This is a genomic window from Brumicola blandensis (assembly GCF_031846165.1).
In the GTDB taxonomy this organism is placed as follows: domain Bacteria; phylum Pseudomonadota; class Gammaproteobacteria; order Enterobacterales; family Alteromonadaceae; genus Glaciecola; species Glaciecola blandensis.
The window spans coordinates 595,167-611,594 of record NZ_JAVRIE010000001.1 but is presented as its reverse complement, the minus strand read 5'-3'; the positions used below and the strand labels follow the sequence as shown (position 1 = coordinate 611,594).

At 42.1% G+C, this 16,428-nt stretch carries 14 protein-coding genes; 4 read left to right on the top strand and 10 right to left on the bottom strand.

The genetic code is table 11. The features are described from left to right. Positions 1-58 precede the first annotated feature (58 nt). From pyrF to gyrA, 9 genes are all read right to left on the bottom strand, one after another. Positions 59-772 (bottom strand): orotidine-5'-phosphate decarboxylase, encoded by a 714-nt coding sequence (gene pyrF / locus RM544_RS02610; protein ID WP_311360218.1) that lies wholly within the window; start codon positions 770-772, stop codon positions 59-61. A gap of 3 nt (positions 773-775) precedes the next feature. Continuing rightward, entirely contained in the window at positions 776-1,948 is a 1,173-nt protein-coding gene (gene lapB / locus RM544_RS02605; RefSeq protein WP_311360217.1) for a lipopolysaccharide assembly protein LapB, read from the bottom strand. Next, the gene (locus RM544_RS02600; RefSeq protein ID WP_311360216.1) at positions 1,949-2,209 is read right to left on the bottom strand and encodes a LapA family protein; all 261 of its coding nucleotides are present in this window, start codon (positions 2,207-2,209) and stop codon (positions 1,949-1,951) included. 29 nt (positions 2,210-2,238) lie between these two features. After that, positions 2,239-2,517 (bottom strand): integration host factor subunit beta, encoded by a 279-nt coding sequence (ihfB, locus tag RM544_RS02595; protein WP_311360215.1) that lies wholly within the window; start codon positions 2,515-2,517, stop codon positions 2,239-2,241. A 79-nt stretch (positions 2,518-2,596) separates the two neighbouring features. Then, positions 2,597-4,270 (bottom strand): 30S ribosomal protein S1, encoded by a 1,674-nt coding sequence (rpsA, locus tag RM544_RS02590; RefSeq protein WP_311360214.1) that lies wholly within the window; start codon positions 4,268-4,270, stop codon positions 2,597-2,599. Between the two features lie 86 nt (positions 4,271-4,356). After that, entirely contained in the window at positions 4,357-5,043 is a 687-nt protein-coding gene (gene cmk / locus RM544_RS02585; protein ID WP_311360213.1) for a (d)CMP kinase, read from the bottom strand. A gap of 121 nt (positions 5,044-5,164) precedes the next feature. Next, entirely contained in the window at positions 5,165-6,448 is a 1,284-nt protein-coding gene (gene aroA / locus RM544_RS02580) for a 3-phosphoshikimate 1-carboxyvinyltransferase (RefSeq protein WP_311360212.1), read from the bottom strand. Continuing rightward, positions 6,449-7,540, bottom strand: coding sequence for a 3-phosphoserine/phosphohydroxythreonine transaminase (gene serC, locus RM544_RS02575; protein ID WP_311360211.1), 1,092 nt, complete (start codon positions 7,538-7,540; stop codon positions 6,449-6,451). A gap of 80 nt (positions 7,541-7,620) precedes the next feature. After that, on the bottom strand, positions 7,621-10,269 hold the full coding sequence (gyrA, locus tag RM544_RS02570) for a DNA topoisomerase (ATP-hydrolyzing) subunit A (protein WP_311360210.1): 2,649 nt from the start codon (positions 10,267-10,269) through the stop codon (positions 7,621-7,623). 246 nt (positions 10,270-10,515) lie between these two features. Here gyrA and ubiG point away from each other — a divergent pair, with 246 nt between their 5' ends. The 4 genes from ubiG (at position 10,516) to yfaE (ending at position 15,463) form a co-directional block, all read left to right on the top strand. Beyond that, the gene (ubiG, locus tag RM544_RS02565; RefSeq protein ID WP_311360209.1) at positions 10,516-11,226 is read left to right on the top strand and encodes a bifunctional 2-polyprenyl-6-hydroxyphenol methylase/3-demethylubiquinol 3-O-methyltransferase UbiG; all 711 of its coding nucleotides are present in this window, start codon (positions 10,516-10,518) and stop codon (positions 11,224-11,226) included. Positions 11,227-11,701: 475 nt separating this feature from the next. Continuing rightward, complete coding sequence (gene nrdA, locus RM544_RS02560; protein WP_311360208.1) at positions 11,702-14,023, top strand: class 1a ribonucleoside-diphosphate reductase subunit alpha; 2,322 nt, start codon at positions 11,702-11,704, stop codon at positions 14,021-14,023. A 35-nt stretch (positions 14,024-14,058) separates the two neighbouring features. Beyond that, a complete protein-coding gene (gene nrdB, locus RM544_RS02555; RefSeq protein ID WP_311360207.1) occupies positions 14,059-15,189 on the top strand; it encodes a class Ia ribonucleoside-diphosphate reductase subunit beta in 1,131 nt (376 codons plus the stop codon). A gap of 1 nt (position 15,190) precedes the next feature. After that, entirely contained in the window at positions 15,191-15,463 is a 273-nt protein-coding gene (yfaE, locus tag RM544_RS02550; RefSeq protein ID WP_311360206.1) for a class I ribonucleotide reductase maintenance protein YfaE, read from the top strand. Between the two features lie 97 nt (positions 15,464-15,560). Here yfaE and RM544_RS02545 read toward each other — a convergent pair whose 3' ends face one another. Next, positions 15,561-16,424, bottom strand: coding sequence for a DsbC family protein (locus RM544_RS02545; protein ID WP_311360205.1), 864 nt, complete (start codon positions 16,422-16,424; stop codon positions 15,561-15,563). Positions 16,425-16,428 lie beyond the last annotated feature (4 nt).

The following is a 16,428-nucleotide window of genomic DNA, read 5'->3' as shown; positions in this document are numbered from 1 at the left end:
ATACAAAAAAGGAGCAGACTTATCTGCTCCTTTTTTTATGCTTATTCAAAACAAACTATCATCTTAAATAGTCAATAATGCTCTGATTAATAGCATCCAAACTATCTAATGGTGAATCTGATTGAGTAATTGGACGGCCAATGACCAAATAACTGACGCCATCAGCCATCGCAGTTTTAGGTGTGGCAATGCGTTTTTGATCTCCTTTGTCACTGCCTTCTGGACGTATACCTGGAGTCACTAGGGCAAAATTCGGATCAACAAGGGTGCGCAGTGCTTTTGCTTCCTGTGCAGAACAAACTATTCCATCAAGACCACAATTTTGCGCCAACAAAGCCAATTTTTTCACCTGCTCTTGAATGGGCGTATTACCCATCACGGCGTCTAACTGCTCTTGATCCATACTTGTCAGCACCGTCACTGCCGTTAGTAAAGGGCGGCGGCCTGACACAGAATCCAAGGCTTCTTTCGCGGCTTTCATCATGACTTCACCGCCGCTAGCATGCACATTCACCATCCACACACCCAGTGATGCGGCCGCTTTACAAGCTTTTGCCACCGTATTAGGAATATCATGAAATTTCAAATCTAAGAATACATCAAACCCCATCTCAATAACTTGCTTTACCCACTCTGGGCCAAAGTAGGTAAACATTTCTTTACCTATCTTCAAACGGCATGCATTAGGGTCGAGTTTTGCTATTAAGTCATTGGCAAGAGTGACATCATCAAAATCTAGAGCAACAATGACTTTTGCGTCTCTAATTTTCATTTTTTATTCTCCATCTAGCCCTTTTATAGGCTTATTACTTGACCATGTTTTACATGAAGGGCATAACCAGTGCAATTGACGCCCGGAAAAACCACAACTATGGCAACGATACTTAGGTCGTTGACCGATTTGTTTATCAAGTAAAGACTTCAGGTGCTCAATGCTTCTTTGCGCTTGCTCACTTTCCTTAAAGTCTTCCTGATATAAACTCAGTAGCGTTTTAAATCCGCGCATTGTTGGATGTTTCTGCAATTGCGTATTTAAGGTATCAATCGCAAGATTATTTTCACCACGTTTGGCAATAATGTTTACTTTGGCAATATAAGAGGATGCACATTTTTGCCAGTAGGGTTCAAGAAGCTTATCTAATTCTTCCCAGCCATCACATTTAGCTGCCCACTCTTCCAACAGTGGAACAGCCTCACTCAACCAGTCTAGGTCTCGTTTAGGAATTTCGGATAAATAATTAAACGCCTCTTTGTAATTTCCAGACTCTAAGGCCAAACGCCCAAGGTCTAGCCACGCTCTGACTTGGCTGCCATCGATTACAATTGCTTTCTTCAAAAATGATCTAGCTTCATCGACATTTTCGTCTTCGAGCAATAATTTTGCTTGTTCGCAGTAGAAGTGTGAAAGCAAAACGTACAAATGTTTGTCATTTGGCGTTATTTGTATACTCGCACTGGCTAAATCTATTGCCTTATTCCACTCTTTGGTAATTTGGTAAATGTTAAATAGTTTTTGCTGTGCAAGATCAAAATGCTGAGTCTGCTCTAGCAACTGCAAGAAAACACCTTCGGCACGTTCTAAAAAGCCAGCCATAAGATAATCAGTCCCTAACTCAACAAGTGCGAGTGCTTCTTGCCTGCTGCTGATTTCGTCACGACTAATTAAGTTTTGATGCACGCGAATAGCACGGTCTAACTCGCCCCGATGCCGGAAAAAGTTACCCATCGCGATGTGGGTCTCAACAGTGTCATTATTTACACTGATCATTTTCATTAAGGTGTCGACTGCCTTATCTGGCTCGTCGGACAACAAGAAATTCAGCCCTTTATAATAGTGCTTAGATAATATCGAGGATTGTTTACGTTGTGCTTTACGAAGGCTGTTGCGCCCCATTACCCAGCCATAAGCAACGGCGACTGGTAAGGCAAGAAAGAGAGCCTCTAACATTTAACTATTTTCTTTTGAAAGTTTCTTAATGCGTCTCTGCAGCAATTTGTTCTGCATCTTTAGCGCCAAGAAGCGTAAAAGCATTAATAAGAAACCAATAACGAAACCAATGGCCAAAGAAATGACCATAAAGGTAGCCACTCTCATCTCGGCTTTTGCTATAAGGTAATTAACGGAAATAATTTGGGTATTTTGAGAGCCAATGACAATCGCAAACATAAACAGCAAAATTATGACAACAAAAACGATTATTCCTTTCATCGATGCACCCTATTCAACCGTCTTCCTGATTACAGATTAACTCTGTCTCTGAGTTCTTTGCCTGCTTTGAAGTGTGGTACGTGCTTACCTGTTAATTCAACTGTTTCCCCCGTTTTTGGGTTTCTGCCAGTTCGTGGTGCACGGTAATGTAATGAGAAACTACCAAACCCTCTAATTTCAATACGGTCGCCGCGTTGAAGGGTCTGTGCCATTTGCTCTAGTAATTCTTTGATTGCGAGTTCAAGCTCTTTACCTTGAAGGTGCTGTGCTTTTTCGCCTAAACGTTCGATAAGTTCTGATTTGGTCACAAAAAAATCTCCTATATAAGAATGAAGTCAAGCAACCGGGAAGAAATTGGAGCGACAGGAACTGCCGCTCCGAATTGCATTACTCGCCTTTAGCAGCTTTAAATGCTTCTGCCATCGCGTTAGCGAAACCAGCGTCTTCACCTTGATTGTTAACTTGATCAAGAGCTTCTTTTTCATCAGCCTGATCTTTTGCTTTAACAGAAAGGTTTACAACACGGTTCTTACGGTCAACGCCCATGAACTTAGCTTCGATTGAATCTCCAACCTTCGCTACTTCACTTGCATCTTCCACTCTATCGCGTGCAAGGTCACCAATGCGGATATAACCAACAACTTCTTCACCAAGTTGTACTGACACACCTTTAGCATCGGCCTCGATTACTGTTCCATTAACAATAGCACCTTTCTTGTTATCTGTCAGATACTTATTGAATGGGTCTTCTTCGATTTGCTTAACGCCAAGAGAGATACGCTCACGCTCAGGGTCAACTTGAAGAACAACAGCTGAGATTTCATCGCCTTTCTTATAGTCACGAACCGCTTCTTCACCTGTTTTCTGCCATGAAATGTCAGATAAGTGAACAAGACCGTCGATGCCACCGTCAAGACCGATAAAGATACCAAAGTCAGTGATAGACTTGATCTTACCAGACACTTTGTCACCTTTTTCGTGTGACTTAGCGAATGTTTCCCACGGGTTGTCGATGCACTGCTTAAGACCTAGAGAGATACGACGACGTTCTTCGTCAATTTCAAGAACCATCACTTCCACAACATCACCTAAGTTAACAACTTTAGATGGGTGGATGTTTTTGTTAGTCCAATCCATTTCAGAAACGTGAACCAAACCTTCAACACCGTCTTCGATTTCTACGAAACAACCGTAGTCAGTTAGGTTAGTCACAGCACCGCTTAATTTAGCGCCTTCTGGGTAACGATTAGCAATTTCCTGCCATGGATCGTTGCCCATTTGCTTCATACCAAGAGAAACACGTGATTTCTCTTTGTCGAACTTAAGTACTTTAACGTTGATTTCATCACCAACGTTTACAATTTCACTTGGGTGCTTAACGCGTTTCCAAGCCATATCTGTGATGTGTAGAAGACCATCTACGCCACCTAAATCTACGAACGCACCGTAATCAGTTAAGTTCTTAACGATACCCTTAACTTCATCACCTTCTTCCAAGTTAGAAAGAAGTTGGTCACGTTCTGCGCTGCTCTCTGCTTCGATAACCGCACGACGAGAAACAACAACGTTATTACGCTTAGCATCAAGCTTAATAACTTTAAATTCTAATTCTTTGCCTTCAAGGTGTACTGTTTCACGAACAGGACGCACATCAACAAGTGAACCAGGTAAGAACGCACGTACAGTATTAACTTCAACTGTAAAACCGCCTTTAACCTTACCGTTAATGATACCTTTAATCGTTTCTTTTTCTTCGTAAGCTTTTTCAAGTTCAACCCACGCTTCGTGGCGTTTAGCTTTCTCACGAGAAAGGATAGTTTCACCGAAACCATCTTCAACTGCATCAAGAGCAACGTCTACTGAATCACCAACGGCGATTTCAAGAGAACCATCTGCTGCTTTGAATTGGTCTACTGGAATAGCGCTTTCTGATTTCAAGCCGGCGTCAACAAGAACGATGTCTTTATCGATAGATACTACTGTACCTTTCACAATTGCGCCTGGGCGAGTTTCTAGCTGTAGTAAGCTTTCTTCAAAAAGCTCTGCAAAATTTTCAGTCATTTTATTTGATAGTCTTTTTTAATCCGTAATATCATCCATAGGATTACGGGGTTGTTAATAATACAGTCGTCGTCCTGGCAACTGCTTTAAACATCAATACCAAACAATTTGGAATCGATGAAATCCTTTGCTTTATCAAGCACTTGCTTAATACTCATTGAAGTAGAATCAAGTACTAAAGCATCACTCGCTGCCACCAAAGGAGCAACAGATCTGCCCGAATCTCGCTTGTCACGAGCCTCTATGTCAGATAAAAGGCGCGAAAGTGTAACATCAAAGCCCTTGTCTTTCAACTGATCGTAGCGTCTTTGCGCTCTGGCTTCGGCGCTAGCTGTTAGGAATATTTTCACATCGGCATTTGGGAAAACAACCGTGCCCATATCGCGACCATCTGCAACTAAACCTGGCTCCTCAGCAAATGCTCGTTGACGACGCAATAAGGCCTCTCTAACGGTTGGTAATGCGGCGACTTTTGATGCCAATGCACCAACGTCCTCGGTGCGTATATCGTCTGACACATCCTCGCCTTCCAGAATCACTCTGGTATGGCCGTTAATCGTTTCAAAAGTCACATCTAAGCTTGACGCGAGTGGCACGATACCAAGCTCATCGTCCGGGCTAATACCATGGTGAGTGGCTGCAACTGCAAGCACTCGATAGATAGCACCGCTATCTAAGAATCGCCAATGATAATGTTCGGCAATAAGGGTACTGAGCGTTCCTTTGCCCGCGCCACTTGGCCCATCGACTGTAACTACTGGGACTTTATCCATAATTGCTCCGTATCTGCATGGCCGAAAAAACGCGGCAATTATACGCGCATAGAAGCTCAGTGCAATGCCTTATAGTAATTGCACTGAGCGATATCATAAAAAGTTCACTTAAACGTACGTGTTATCTCGAGATGGTGCTAAACGTCTGGAAGTAAGTCGGGAAGGTTTTCGCCGTACACTTTGGATCATTGATGGTAATTCCAGCATCACCTAGGGCCAAGAGGCTAAAACACATTGCCATGCGATGGTCATTATAGGTATCAATACTAGCATGCTGTAATCCAGTTGTAGGAGGAGTGACTTCGATAAAGTCATGGCCTTCTACGACGCTAGCACCCACCTTTTTCAATTCAGTTGCCATTGCGTGCAATCTATCTGTTTCCTTTACTCGCCAGTTATACACATTTGATATGCGTGTCGTGCCTTTTGCAAACAGCGCCGTTGTAGCAATAGTCATGGCGGCATCAGGAATATGATTCATGTCCATATCAACAGCATTTAGTGGTGCACCTGTCACTTGAATAAAATCATCGCCCCACTCTACTATCGCGCCCATCTTTTCAAGTACATCAGCAAACGCAACATCGCCCTGAATAGAAGCTTTTCCTACTCCGGTCACTTTTACCGTGCCACCTTTAATTGCCGCTGCCGCCAAAAAGTAAGAAGCAGATGAAGCGTCACCCTCGACTAAAAATTCACCCGGTGATTGATATTGTGCGTCTGCTGAAATGTGGAAAGACTTATATTCATTATTGTCGACACTGACACCAAACGCCTGCATCGTTTTTAGTGTTATGTCGATATAGGGTTTCGACACTAATTCCCCTTTAATCACTATTTCCAAATCATTGGTGAGCAATGGAGCTGCCATAAGTAATGCAGTCAAAAACTGTGAGGAGACTGTACCATCCACCTCCAAACGGGAAGCATCTATTGCTTGACCTTGGATTTTTAAGGGTGGAAAACCAGTTTCTTTTAAGTACGTAATATGGGCGCCTGATGCGATTAGTGGGTCAACTAAATCACCAATAGGGCGTTCTTCCATGCGCGGCTCACCGGTCAATTCAACATTCACATCTGAAAATGCTAAAGCCGCACAAAGAGGCCTCATAGCTGTGCCTGCGTTCCCTAAGAACAAAGAGAGCTCTTTTTCACACGAGAATCGACCACCCATGCCTTGCACGGTACATTTCGTTTTGTCTGGACTAAGATCAAACTGCACGCCAAGAGCAGATAGAGCATTAAGCATGTGTCGTATATCGTCACTGTCCAATAAGTTAGTGAGTGTCGTTGTACCCGTCGATACTGCCGCTAGCAATAGTGCACGATTAGATAGACTTTTTGAACCTGGTACGTTGACTTCACCTGCAACTGCATTGATTGGTTCTAAAGTTAAACTTTCCATTTATCCATGTTTCCTTTCAAATTCTTTCATAAAACCCGCTAATGCTTGAACACCCTCAAGTGGCATAGCGTTATAAATACTTGCTCGCATACCGCCTACAGCTCGATGCCCTTTTAACGCAACTAAACCATGTGACTCCGCTTGCTCCAAAAACATCGCATCTAAGCTACTGTCTTGCAATTGAAAGGTCACATTCATTTTTGAACGGAAGCTCTCATGGACGTTATTTTTATAAAAACCAGTGCTGTCTATTTGCTGGTACAAAAGCTCACTTTTCTCTTGGTTCCTCTGTGCCATCTTCGCTAACCCCCCTTTGGTTTTCAGCCACTCGAATACGAGCCCAGCTAAATACCATGAAAAGGTTGGAGGCGTGTTGTACATCGAACCACTTTTTGCCTGCAGTTGGTAATTGAAAATAGAAGGAGTTTGTTCTCTTTCGATGCCAATCAAATCGTTTCGTACAATGACCAACGCTAAACCCGACGGACCAATATTTTTTTGAGCTCCGGCATATATGACGCCGTATTCTTCAATGTTAAGAGGTTTAGATAAAATATTGGAAGACATATCTGCCACAATGGGTACGGCATCGTTGTCCGATTTAGGTACCCAGTCAATTTCCACACCATCAACCGTCTCGTTGGTACAATAGTGAAAATAATCAGCCTGATCAGATATGGACCATAGCGTTTGATCCGGCACAACGATTTTGCCATCGACTAATGCCGACTCAGCGAGTATTTCAGTTTTGGTATATTTTCTCGCCTCAGCCTCAGCTGAGACTGACCATTGACCAGTTAACAAATGTTGGCTCACACCACCTTGTTTTGAAATATTCATCGGTACAGCTGAAAACTGACCTCGGCCACCACCTTGCATAAACAACACAGTGTAATTACATGGAATAGATAAAAGCTCTCGCAAATCGGCTTCTGCTTTTTCTGCTACCTCTATAAAGGGTTTGCCTCGGTGGCTTACCTCCATTACTGAGGTGCCTAATCCTCTCCAATTTAGCATTTCATCTTGCGCTTGCTGCATAACTTCTTTTGGCAGCATCGCTGGTCCGGCACTAAAATTAAATATATTTTGCATCTACTTTCACTTTCCACAAAAAAAATAAGCGGCACCATGCCGCTTATCTAATTCAAATTATTCGGCTATCGAACAATTCACTATTCAGCGTCAGGCGCGTCATCCGGTGTTGCAGTGCCTTCAGCATTGGTTGCATCTTCAGCAGCATCTGCAGTTTCGACTACAATGGGATTACCATCTTCATCTAGCTCTACACCTTCATCTTCGATTTCGTCGATACGTTGCAAGCCAACCACTGTTTCATCCTCAGCAGTTCTAATCAGACGTACACCTTGCGTATTCCGGCCTACTGTAGACACTTCAGACGCTCGCGTTCTTACTAGAGTGCCTTGGTCGCTGATCAACATGATTTCTTTGCTTTCGTCTACTTGAATAGCGCCAACAACTAAACCATTGCGTTCAGAGACTTTAATAGAAACAACCCCTTTAGTCGCTCGGCTCTTAGCAGGATATTCACCGATGGGTGTGCGTTTACCAAAACCATTTTCAGTGGCGGTTAGGATGTCACCTTCCCCTTGAGGAACGATGAGTGAAACGACTTTCTCATTATCCATCAAACGAATACCGCGAACACCTGTTGCAGTTCGGCCCATAGGGCGAACTTGGTCTTCTGAGAACCTGACTACTTTACCCGCATCAGAGAACAGCATGATTTCACTGCTGCCATCAGTTAAGTCGACGCCAATTAGCTCATTTCCGTCATTCAGGTTCACCGCAATGATACCGTTAGCACGCGGACGTGAATATTGAGTTAACTCGGTTTTCTTCACTGTACCATTGGTTGTTGCCATGAAAACGTATTTGCCCGCTTCAAATTCTTGGATAGGCAATATAGCTGTAATACGTTCGCCCTCTTCAAGAGGTAGAATATTAACGATAGGTCTTCCTCTTGCGTTACGACTTGCAAGCGGCAATTGATAAACTTTCAGCCAATACAAACGTCCACGCGTTGAGAAGCACAAGATATGGTCATGTGTGTTTGCGACTAATAATTTCTCAATGAAATCTTCATCTTTCATCTTCGTAGCCGACTTACCTTTACCACCACGGCGTTGCGCCTCATAATCAGACAGCTTCTGATATTTGACATAACCTTCGCGTGACAATGTAACAACAACATCTTCTCTTTCTATTAAGTCTTCAATATCGATGTCATGACTCGCTGCGGTAATTTCGGTACGACGTTCGTCACCAAACTCTTCTCTTACAGCCTCAAGCTCTTCACGAATAACTTCCATCAAACGCTCTGAACTAGCAAGGATATGCAATAGTTCTGCAATGATATCAAGCAAGGCTTTGTATTCTTCAAGAATTTTATCATGCTCAAGACCTGTCAATTTATTCAGTCTTAAGTCAAGAATGGCCTGAGCCTGCTCTTCCGTTAGGAAATATTGACCATCTCGAATACCAAACTCTGGCGCTAACCAATCTGGGCGAGCTGCATCGTTGCCCGCTCTCGCTAGCATCTCAGCCACATCACCTAAGTCCCACCCCTGAGCGATAAGTGATTTTTTCGCGTCAGACGGGCTCTGCGACTTCTTGATTAACTCAATAATGGGGTCGATATTTGCCAGTGCAATTGCTAAACCTTCAAGGATGTGTGCCCGGTCACGCGCCTTCTTCAATTCGAAAACGGTACGACGGGTCACGACTTCACGGCGGTGTAGTATGAACTTTTGTAAAATATCTTTCAGATTAAATACACGTGGCTGCGTATTATCAAGGGCAACCATGTTGATACCAAACACCGTTTGCAACTGCGTGTTGGCATATAAGTGGTTCAATAGGACTTCCGCAGATTCATTACGTTTGACTTCAATAACGATGCGCATGCCGTCTTTATCTGATTCATCCCGTAAGGCTGAGATACCTTCGACACGTTTTTCTTTCACTAGCTCTGCGATTTTTTCAATCAATCGAGCCTTGTTTACCTGATACGGAATCTCATGAACAATAATGGTCTCTTTACCATTGTCTTCTTGTTCAATTTCCGCTCGTGCACGAAGATAAATTTTTCCTCGTCCTGTCTTGTAGGCGTCGATGATGCCCTTACGACCACTGATAATTGCAGCCGTTGGGAAATCTGGACCAGGGATAATATCGAGCAGTTCTTCAAAAGTGAGTTCTGGATTATTGATGAGCTCGATACAGCCATTAATCACTTCGGTTAAATTGTGCGGTGGAATGTTGGTTGCCATACCAACAGCAATACCTGAGGAACCGTTTACTAATAGATTAGGTACTTTCGTTGGCAAAACTTCGGGAATATGTTCTTGGCCGTCATAGTTTGGAACGAAATTGACGGTTTCTTTTTCAAGGTCAGCCAACAATTCGTGTGCGATTTTAGCCATTCTAATTTCGGTGTAACGCATTGCCGCGGCTGAGTCACCATCAACAGAACCAAAGTTTCCTTGACCGTCGACAAGCATGTAACGCAATGAAAAAGGTTGGGCCATACGGACGATAGTGTCGTACACCGCGGAGTCACCATGAGGGTGATATTTACCTATAACATCACCTACGACACGCGCAGACTTCTTATAGGGTTTGTTATAATCGTTCTTTAATTCGTTCATCGCGAATAGAACGCGGCGATGCACAGGTTTTAAACCGTCTCTTACATCTGGTAATGCTCGGCCAACGATAACGCTCATCGCGTAATCGAGGTAAGAGTTTTTTAATTCATCTTCGATATTAATCGGTAGGATTTCTTTAGCGTTATCAGTCATGAACTGCACTGTCCTTTGTTATTTGTAGAGGAATCACTAACTGATGCTATTCATTCTCTAAATGAACGTTAATCTGTTGCGACGCACTCACTTGTTATTTTTATAACCCACTTTATTCAGCCTCAAGATATTATCATTAAGACTGTTGAATATGTAGATTTATGTCATAATAATTACATAAAATTTGATGAATTATGCAATCCCGCGTGAAGACGCCCTTAAATCGCATAAATAGAAGAGGAAGGCATGCCGTCAGTTAATGTCGATAACAACGAAATTGAAAAATTTTCAGCACTAGCGTCAAAATGGTGGGATTTAAACGGCGAGTTTAAGCCACTTCACGATATAAATCCCATTCGACTTTCCTTTATAGAGGAAAAGTCTGGTGGCTTGTTCGGAAAAAAAGCAATAGACGTAGGGTGCGGTGGCGGAATCCTATCTGAAGCTATGGTGAAACTGGGTGCGGAAGTCACGGGAATAGACTTAGCAAAAGACTCGCTTGAAGTCGCTAAACTGCATGGTTTGGAATCCGGTTTGCAGGTGCACTATGAATATTGTTCAGCTGAACAAAAGGCCGAACAGGACCCCGGTCATTTTGATGTCGTTTGCTGCTTAGAAATGCTCGAACATGTCCCTGACCCTACTTCAGTTGTGAACGCTTGTGCCAATCTGGTCAAGCCTGGCGGAGATGTTTTCTTTTCTACCTTAAATCGCAATATAAAAAGTTGGTTAATGGCCATTATTGGCGCTGAGTACGTGCTGAACTTGGTTCCCAAAGGGACGCATGACCATGCTAAATTCATTCGACCTGCAGAACTAACTAGTTGGATAGAAAATAGTGCTTTGGTATCTAAAGACATAACAGGCTTACACCTTGATCCATTGAAACAACAATATTACCTCAGTAAGAAGAATGTAGATGTAAATTACATCATTCATTGTCAAAAACCGCTGTAAACACCAGATGTAGTGAGTTATAGAAAAATCAACACTATATAAGGTGTTTTTATTAAAACAATTAGGAATAAATAACTGCTTTTTAGATTAAATTAATTTAGCTCAAAATTAATTTTTAAATTTTTCTTGCAACACACATAAGCCTTGTTTTGTTTTGTTCCCAACGTTAGTAGATACCAACCTAAAATTAACTAGTGTCAGTAAACGTAAAAATCACTATATATTGGGTTGCATAAGCATCAAAACCTCACTATCTTGTGTTTACTTAATTACGACCTGTGATCTAATAAGTCTCAAATGTCATACATAATTTGGCAAGTTAGGCACTCATTCTTAATATGCACAAAGACGCCCAATAAGAGCGTTCAGCAAATCCTGACAGTACCTTAAGGTCAGAAGAATTCGGCGAATTAAGCATTAAGGGAACTAAAACACGCTAAGCGCAAGCGGCGACGACCACATAGAGCGATAAAAAATGAATAACACTCTGCTAGTAACAAAAAGAGATGGCACTCAAGAACCTCTCGAATTAGACAAAATCCACAAAGTAGTAACATGGGCAGCAAAAGGCTTAAGTGATGTTTCAGTATCTCAAGTAGAAATAAAGGCACAAATTCAGTTTTATAACGGTATTAAGTCAGCTGAAATTCACGAGACAATGATCAAATCAGCGGCCGACCTCATTTCAACTGATGCTCCTGATTATCAGTACCTTGCTGCTCGACTGGCCATTTTCCATCTTCGTAAAAAAGCTTACGGCCAATTTGAGCCGCCAGCGCTGTATGACCATGTCACTAAATTGGTTGCAGCGAAGAAATATGACGATCATCTGCTGGTCGACTACACGAAAGAAGAATTTGAACAAATGGACGATTTCATCGATCATTGGCGAGACATGAACTTCAGCTACGCCGCAGTGAAGCAGCTTGAAGGAAAGTATTTAGTTCAAAACCGCGTTAGCGGCGAAATTTATGAAAGTGCACAGTTTTTATATGTACTTGTAGCTGCGTGTTTATTTGCGAAATACCCGAAAGAAAGCCGTTTGGATTATATCAAGCGCTTCTACGATGCGGCATCTACCTTTAAATTGTCACTACCTACGCCAATTATGGCTGGTGTAAGAACCCCTACTCGTCAGTTCAGCTCTTGTGTACTCATCGAAGCAGGCGATAGCTTGGATTCAATCAATGCGACTGCATCAGCTATCGTAAAATACGTGAGTCAACGAGCCGGTATCGGTGTAAACGCTGGTCGAATTAGAGCCTTAGGGAGCCCAATTCGTGGCGGTGAAGCATTCCACACTGGTTGTATTCCGTTCTACAAATACTTCCAAACAGCTGTCAAAAGTTGTTCACAAGGTGGTGTTCGTGGTGGTGCTGCAACTTTGTTCTATCCACTGTGGCATATGGAAGTCGAATCACTATTGGTGTTGAAGAATAACCGTGGCGTAGAAGAGAACCGCGTTAGACACCTCGATTATGGTGTTCAATTTAACAAGTTAATGTATACCCGCATGATCAAGGATGACTACATCACTTTGTTCAGCCCTTCAGATACGCCTGGTTTATATGATGCTTTCTTTGCGGACCAGGATGAATTTGAACGTTTGTATGCTATTTATGAAGCTGATGACAGCATTCGCAAAAAGCGTATCAAAGCGATCGAACTATTCAGTTTGTTTATGCAGGAGCGTGCAAGTACAGGTCGTATATATTTGCAAAACGTTGACCACTGTAATACTCACAGCCCATTTGATCCAAAAGTTGCGCCTGTTCGCCAGAGTAACTTATGTTTAGAGATTGCCCTTCCAACCAAACCTTTATCGCACGTAAACGATGAAGAAGGTGAAATTGCGCTTTGTACTCTTTCTGCCTTTAACCTCGGTGAAATTAAGAGCTTAGATGAGTTTGAAGAGCTATCGGATCTGGCAGTAAGAGCGCTAGACAGTCTATTAGATTACCAAGATTACCCTGTTCCAGCTGCTTACAATGCAACAATGGGTCGAAGAACTTTAGGTGTGGGTGTTATTAATTTTGCCTATTATCTCGCTAAGAATGGTGTGAAATATAGCGACCACAGTGCCAACGGCCTTGTGCACAGAACATTTGAGGCAATGCAGTATTATTTGCTAAAAGCGTCTATGCAATTAGCGAAAGAAAAAGGTGCTTGCCCTAAATTTAATGAGACAACCTACTCACAAGGTTTAATGCCAGTAGACACCTACAAAAAAGATGTGGATGGTATCTGCAATGAACCATTGCATTACGATTGGGATACTCTGCGTGCAGATATCGTAAAACATGGTTTACGAAATAGTACTCTTTCAGCCCTAATGCCGTCTGAAACCTCTTCTCAGATTTCAAATGCAACAAACGGTATTGAACCACCACGCGGTCATATTAGTATAAAAGCTAGTAAAGACGGCGTCTTGAAGCAGGTTGTTCCTGATTATCAAAATCTAAAGAATGACTACGAGTTGTTATGGGATATCAAATCTAACGATGGATATTTGCAGTTAGTAGCCATCATGCAGAAATTTATCGACCAAACGATATCGGCTAATACGAGTTATGACCCAAGTAAGTACGAAGGAAACAAGGTACCGATGAAAGTCTTGTTGAAAGACCTATTAACAACCTACAAGCTTGGTGTGAAAACCTTGTATTACCATAACACCCGAGATGGTGCTACCGACAGTACTGATAAGGCCTACGTTGCCGAGGCGGTAGATAAGCCAGTGCAAGAAGTCGTAATTGAAGAAGATGACGATTGTGCCGGCGGCGCATGTAAAATTTAACCTGATTGATTAATCCTATAAGTGACTAAATAAAAATGAAATACACGACTTTTAATCAAGAAAGTAATAACACAATGATAGAGCCAATGTTTTTCGGTAATCCGGTAAACGTGGCTCGCTATGACCAGCAAAAGCACCCTATTTTTGAGAAGCTAATCGAAAAACAAATTTCTTTCTTTTGGCGACCAGAAGAGGTTGATGTAAGTAAAGATAGAATGGACTTTCAAAAGCTGACTGATGCTGAGAAACATATCTTCACTTCGAACTTAAAGTACCAAACTTTGTTGGACTCAGTTCAAGGCCGAAGCCCTAACATTGCGTTTTTACCTATCATCTCTATTCCTGAATTAGAAACTTGGGTCGAAACATGGTCATTCTTTGAGACTATTCACTCTCGTTCTTACACGCACATATTGCGGAATCTTTTTACTGACCCGAGTGAAATCTTTGATGATATCGTGGTAAACGAAGAAATAGCGAAGAGAGCAACTGATATTTCTAAGTACTACGACGATCTAATCTTTGCTACACAGCTTTGGCAAACCAAAGGTGAAGGTGAACACGAAGTGGATGGTGAAACAATTGTTATCACCATGCGCGAGCTGAAAAAGAAACTATATCTATGCATGAACTCTGTGAATGCGCTTGAAGCTATCCGCTTTTATGTTTCTTTCGCGTGTACCTTTGCATTTGCCGAGCGAGAGTTGATGGAAGGCAATTCAAAAATCATACGCTTAATAGCCAGAGATGAGAATATCCACCTAACGTCTACTCAACACGTTCTAAATTTGTGGGCGAAAGGCAAAGATGATCCAGAAATGGCTGAAATCGCTGAAGAATGCCACGAAGAAGCCAAAGAGATTTTCTTAAAAGCCGTTCAACAAGAAAAAGAATGGGCTCACTATTTGTTTAAGAATGGCTCAATGTTAGGCCTAAATGAAGAGATTCTTAGCCAGTATGTAGAATATATTGCTAACCATAGGATGGCAGCAATAGGTATGGGGCAACCTTTCGATGTGAAAAGTAACCCGCTACCATGGATGAATAACTATTTGAATTCAGATAACGTCCAAGTTGCACCTCAGGAAACTGAGATAAGCTCTTACTTGGTAGGCCAAATAGACAGTGAAGTTGCATCAGACGACTTCGAGGCGTTTGAACTGTAAGGTGTCTGAAGAATCAGGGACGTACAAAGTCCGAGTAGAACACTCGGACTCACAATATATTATTGAAGACGACACTAGCTTGTTGGTTCATTTAGAGAAGCAGAAAGTAGAGGTGCATTATCATTGCAGAGAAGGTTACTGTGGTGCTTGTCGAACAAAGTTAATTTCAGGCGATGTTGAATATCAAACAGATCCCCTCGCCTTTATTGATGACGATGAGATCCTAGCCTGTTGTTGTAAACCTACATCTGATATCGAAATAAAGCTCTACTAAGGTTAGGTCAATTTACATAGCCAGCTTCTTATTTATGCGCAGATAACAAAAAGCCCGAGAGGAGATAAGTCCACTCGGGCTTTTTTATTTAGACAATTTATTTGCTGCTATTTTTAAATAAGGAAATAACATTCTCTGAAGCTTGATAACCAGGAATTATTTGGATGTCAGCTCCAACTAGGTACATGAGGGGGGTTCCCTCTAATCCAACTTTACGTCCTGCTAACTGACCTTTTCTGATGCTATCTACACAGCTGTCAGGATAAGACTCTTTCACATATGCACCATTATCAGTACCTGCTTTAATTTCTGTCATCGCCTTTGTTTTATCCTCAGCACACATGACTTGTTTCATTCTTTCAAAGGCTGGCTCACCATCCATTAATGCACTGCGTGGATAAGGTATATATTTAACTTCAATACCCGCTTGTTGATAATTTTCAATTTCTAGGTGCAGCTTTTTACAATAACCGCAGGTCGTATCAGAAAACACATATAGCTGTCCGACTTTTGTTCCACTGACGGGATAAGTCACAAAGTCGCTTTCATCCAACTTCGCAATTTCTTGTTCAGCAAGCACGACTTGACCTTTTTGTTTTTCCAATCGGGTTAGGTTCGTCATTGTAGATAAGCTGAAAACATCACCGACAATTGCAGTTTTTCCATCGCTAGTTACAACAAGGGATTGTCCATCAATGGATGCCTCGTAAAGGCCAGGTAAATTGAGTTCACTAAGCTCTCTGTGTACAACAATATTAGCACCACCAAATCTGACATTTGCCGCCGCTAAATTCGCTTTAACTTCGTCTAAACTAAGACTTTTATCGACTATCCCTGAATTGACACCTGGTGATTGGCTGACTTCTGCAGTCGCAGCGGTATCCGCTGTTGCATCGTTTGTCGCATCACCACATGACATAAGCGTCATTGAAAAAAGAGCCAATAGCGTTTTCTTAAACATGTTT